The organism is Niveibacterium sp. 24ML, from assembly GCF_026586805.1.
GTDB lineage: Bacteria > Pseudomonadota > Gammaproteobacteria > Burkholderiales > Rhodocyclaceae > Niveibacterium.
In genome coordinates this window covers 1-4,140 of the sequence record NZ_JAPFHA010000052.1, presented here as the reverse complement: position 1 = coordinate 4,140, position 4,140 = coordinate 1, and the positions used below count along the sequence as shown (strand labels likewise).

Below are 4,140 nucleotides of genomic sequence, written 5' to 3'. Positions count from 1 at the left end.
CTGAAAAGCAAAACCGGCCTGACGGCCGGCTTCAACAACGCCCGGTTGACGGGAAGTCCCTTAGAGACTTGTTAGAGATCGGGCGCGGCACTTGGAAGCCTTTCTCGCAAAGTGGGCAGCAGCAATAGGCCGAGTGGAGGGTTGGCGCTCCACTTCTTGTCGAATGCGGCGAGGTAGGTGCTTCGCAGTTTTTCCTCGTGGCAGCCCTCCCAGTTGGCCAATAGCTCGGTGACCACATGGATTGCGTCTTGCAGGTCGGCGACTTGGGCAATTGATTCTCGGGCGAACAGTCGGCGAGGAAGGCCCATGCTCGCGCGTGCGAGTTGCCGCGACACCAAAACAGCGCGATGAACCAAGTGGAGATACGCGCTCAGGTATGGTTCGGGAGCAATCACGTGGGGAGATCTCTAACGTTGGACGTAACGGGCGCCGGAGCGCAGCGGAGGGAACAAAAATGCGCAGCATTTTGGCGTCCCGTTGACGGACTGGTTAGGCGTTGTTGCTAACCGCTTAGACTCTTTAAAGCGCATAGCTTCGCCTCTAGCGTGGCTACATTTCTGCGTCATGAATTTCGCGGCCTAGCACCCGAGTAAGCCTTGCACACAAGACTGTAAGCCACCCCGTCCAAAGCTCAGGCTCAATTTCACCAGAGAACTGAATTCCTCCTGGTTCGACTGACGCGCATATGTATTGGGGATCACTTTCTGTTCCATACCAATACGGATACTCCTGGCCATCGAGCCACCCATCCATACTTCTGTAGACCTCTCCGATTTTCTTCCACTCTTCATCGGAGATGTCGTACCTGACATTTATAGTAATTTGCTGATTCATGGCAGACACCAGAGACGCCTAACGTTGGACGTAACGGGCGCCGGAGCGCAGCGAAGGGAACCAAGCTGCGAAGCAGTTTGGCGTCCCGTTGACGGACCTGTTAGCGGCAGCGGTGAAATTTGAACGGCGATTCATGCAGCGCAGGCCCGAAGTGCAGGGGATTGAGAAAGCAAAACGGTTGCGGGGAAAAGCTCGCGACCACGACCGAAACGATAACCGGGCGTGGCGCCCGACTGCCTTGCAAGAATTGGCCCCCAAACCGAAACGGTACAAGCGCTGCACGGGAACGTTGGCCACGCCGGCAATGCCAACGCACGTTTCAAGTTCGGACGCTTTCAGCATTGACGCTAACGTTGGACGTAACGGGCGCCGGAGCGCAGCGGAGGGAACCAAAATGCGTAGCATTTTGGCGTCCCGTTGACGGACTTGTTAGCTCTGCGGTACTGAAACAGTGGCAGAGTCTTTGCCTTGCCCGCCATAAGAAACCTTTAGTGCTGGCAAATCCTTAAACTTGATTGTCCAAGGGTGGTTACCTTTGCCCTTCTTTCTCGACGCGAATTCAAAAACAGAGAGATTCTTTGGCTTTTCGTATTCTTTAGGCCAATTGTTAAATAGGTCGTCGAACACGTAGCGTGGCAGATCTGTGACGGGGTATATAAATTCTGTTTCATGGTTAATGACGACCGTTCCCGCACCCTCCACCACTAGTTCGGCGGGGTTCTCGTCTTGCCCGGCAGCCACGACAACCTCCTTTTGCGGTTCCCCACGCTTTGCGTACTCCTCGGCTGCTTTGACTTCAGGAGATTTGCTTTCTGCGGAAACGGAGCCGACCGTGAGTTTCGATAACCGAAGTCCATTTAGCCCCCAGAAGAATAGAGCTAACCCTGACGCTGTAAAGAGCAGTGAAAGCTCCTTGTGATTCGATGGCTCCACTGATGACTTGACGACCGCTCCGGACTTGTCGCGCTCTTCCTTGATGTCTCTGCCCGGATGCAACGCAAGGTGCAGGCCGAAGGCAAGAACCAGGAATGCCGAGACAAAAACGGCAATGCGCTCATTTTTTGTCAGGCGGTGATCTATTTTCGTTTCACTTTGCATGATGGATGAGTTAAGTACGAGAGCTAACGTAGAAACTAACGGGCGCCGGAGCGCAGCGGAGGGGACCAAAAAGCGACGCTTTTTGGCGTCCCGTTGAGTGACTGGTTAGCGACCGCCCAACCAGCACAACCGCCAAACCCACCTTCGCCCGAAGTGCCCAGGGTTGAACCAAGTAAAGCGGTTGCCCGATGCACGCGCAACCACGCCTGACAACACGCACGGCCAGCGCACCCAACAGCCGCACGCAGCCCTGCAAGGTTTGCTACACCGAACACCCGCCGCACAGTGACGTGAACCACGGCACTGATTACAAGGAGCACAGCGAATTCGGACGCTTTACGCATAGGCGCTAACGTTGGACGTAACGGGCGCCGGAGCGCAGCGGAGGGCACCAAACTGCGCAGCAGTTTGGCGTCCCGTTGACGGACCTGTTAGCGGCAGCGTTGAAATCTGAACGGCGATTCATGCAGCGCAGGCCCGAAGTGAATTCGTTTGAGAAAGCGAAACGGTTGCGGGAAACGCCCGCAACGACGACGGAAACGATAACCGAGCGCGGCGCCCGACTGCCGTGCAGGAATTGGCCCCTGAACCGAAACGGTACAAGCGCGGCAATGGAACCTTGGCCACGATTGCAAAGCCAACGCGCGTTTCAAGTTCGGACGCTTTCAGCATTGACGCTAACGTGGAAGTAACCGGCACCGGAGCGCCAGCGGAGGGAACCCAAATGCGCAGCATTTGGGTGTCCGGTTGACTGCAGGGTTAGACCGCCGCGAGTTACTCAATTTGGGCGAGCTCTTCACGGATGTGGGTTTCAAGTTGCTGTGCGGGGACGATAACGCCACGCAACGCTGGCGTGGGGAACACCGCAACAACGACGCCGTCCGTGGCTAGGTTCGGTAACCATCGCTCAACGAATTCGTGAATACCGACCGCCATAGGCGCATTGTCCGCCCACTCACCCGTTGCGCATGCGGCAGCGTATTCAGGGTGTGGCCAAAAAGGTAGAGCGGAATTTCCGCAGTCGTCACCAACCGTAACCCAGCCGCCTTCGTTTCGCAGCCCCCAAACGGTTTGCCAGTCAGCTACACGGGACACAAAGTGCCTGTAGCGTTCGGGGCCCGCTAGCGCGGACACAGCGGCGAACTGTTGTGGCGATAACGTGTATGGCGTATGCATAGGCGGTCTAACGTTGAAACTAACGGGCGCCGGAGCGCAGCGGAGGGGACCAAAAAGCGACGCTTTTTGGCGTCCCGTTGAGTGACTGGTTAGCGACCGCCCAACCAGCACAACCGCCAAACCCACCTTCGCCCGAAGTGCCCGGGGTTGAACCAAGTAAAGCGGTTGCCCGATGCACGCGCAACCACGCCTGACAACACGCACGGCCAGCGCACCCCGCTGCCTTGCGAAAACCAGCAACGCTCGCCACACCGAACACCCGCTGCACAGTGACGTGAACCACGGCACTGATTACAACGAGCACAGCGAATTCGGACGCTTTACGCATAGGCGCTAACGTTCGACGTAAGGGGCAGGCGCAAGTGGGCGAAGCCCGCTTGTGGCTGTCCCCTTGACGGAGGGGTTAGGCCCAGGGTGGAAGCGGCTACACCAACTCACTCTACTGAGGAGGGCGAAGAGTGTCGGAGATCTTCTTGCTATCGGCATAGCCCCAAACCTCTGAAAAGGTAGAAGTGGCCTCTTTGCTTTCGTTTAGTTCGGTGACTCCCGAAGACCAGAATCGATGAAGCGCCGATGCCAAGCCCTGCTCACCTTCGGACTTCAGAGTCATACGCGCTTGATCAACGCAAGCGTCGGTGAGTAGGCGGTCAAGCAGCTTGCCGACGCGACTATATGTTTGCTCCTTCATTTGTGCTGAGACGCGGAGCTCTGTCGGCATTGCTGAATGATAGGAAGCAGCAATCCAAGTTACGAGAGCCGTATCGAACCTCTCCGAGGCGTTGCTGTTTTCAATCATGCACTTCGCTAGCGCTTGAGAGTGCGTGGTAGCCGGCGATGCGATTGCAGAGGTGGCAATCGCTAGGACGAGAGCGACGATCGGCCGCATAGGAGCGTGAGGTCGAAGAGCCGAATGTAGGGTCACAGTAGCGCTCTGGGGCATAGGGGTGAGTTCGGGGCCTAACGTTGGAGGTAACGGGCACCGGAGCGCAGCGGAGGGAACCAAACTGCGCAGCAGTTTGGTGTCCCGTTGAC

The 4,140-nt window shown here is 57.0% G+C and carries 4 protein-coding genes; all 4 read right to left on the bottom strand.

Translation table 11 applies throughout. The features are described 5' to 3' along the window. Nucleotides 1-71: 71 nt before the first annotated feature. Nucleotides 72-395, bottom strand: a complete 324-nt coding sequence (locus OPU71_RS21020; RefSeq protein WP_267730058.1) for a hypothetical protein — start codon at nucleotides 393-395, stop codon at nucleotides 72-74. Between the two features lie 868 nt (nucleotides 396-1,263). Continuing rightward, complete coding sequence (locus OPU71_RS21015; RefSeq protein ID WP_267730057.1) at nucleotides 1,264-1,932, bottom strand: hypothetical protein; 669 nt, start codon at nucleotides 1,930-1,932, stop codon at nucleotides 1,264-1,266. A 774-nt stretch (nucleotides 1,933-2,706) separates the two neighbouring features. After that, entirely contained in the window at nucleotides 2,707-3,108 is a 402-nt protein-coding gene (locus OPU71_RS21420; RefSeq protein WP_420712412.1) for a DUF2750 domain-containing protein, read from the bottom strand. Nucleotides 3,109-3,547: 439 nt separating this feature from the next. Beyond that, nucleotides 3,548-3,904: a hypothetical protein gene (locus tag OPU71_RS21010; RefSeq protein ID WP_267730056.1), complete on the bottom strand. Its 357-nt coding sequence runs from the start codon at nucleotides 3,902-3,904 to the stop codon at nucleotides 3,548-3,550. Nucleotides 3,905-4,140: the final 236 nt, after the last annotated feature.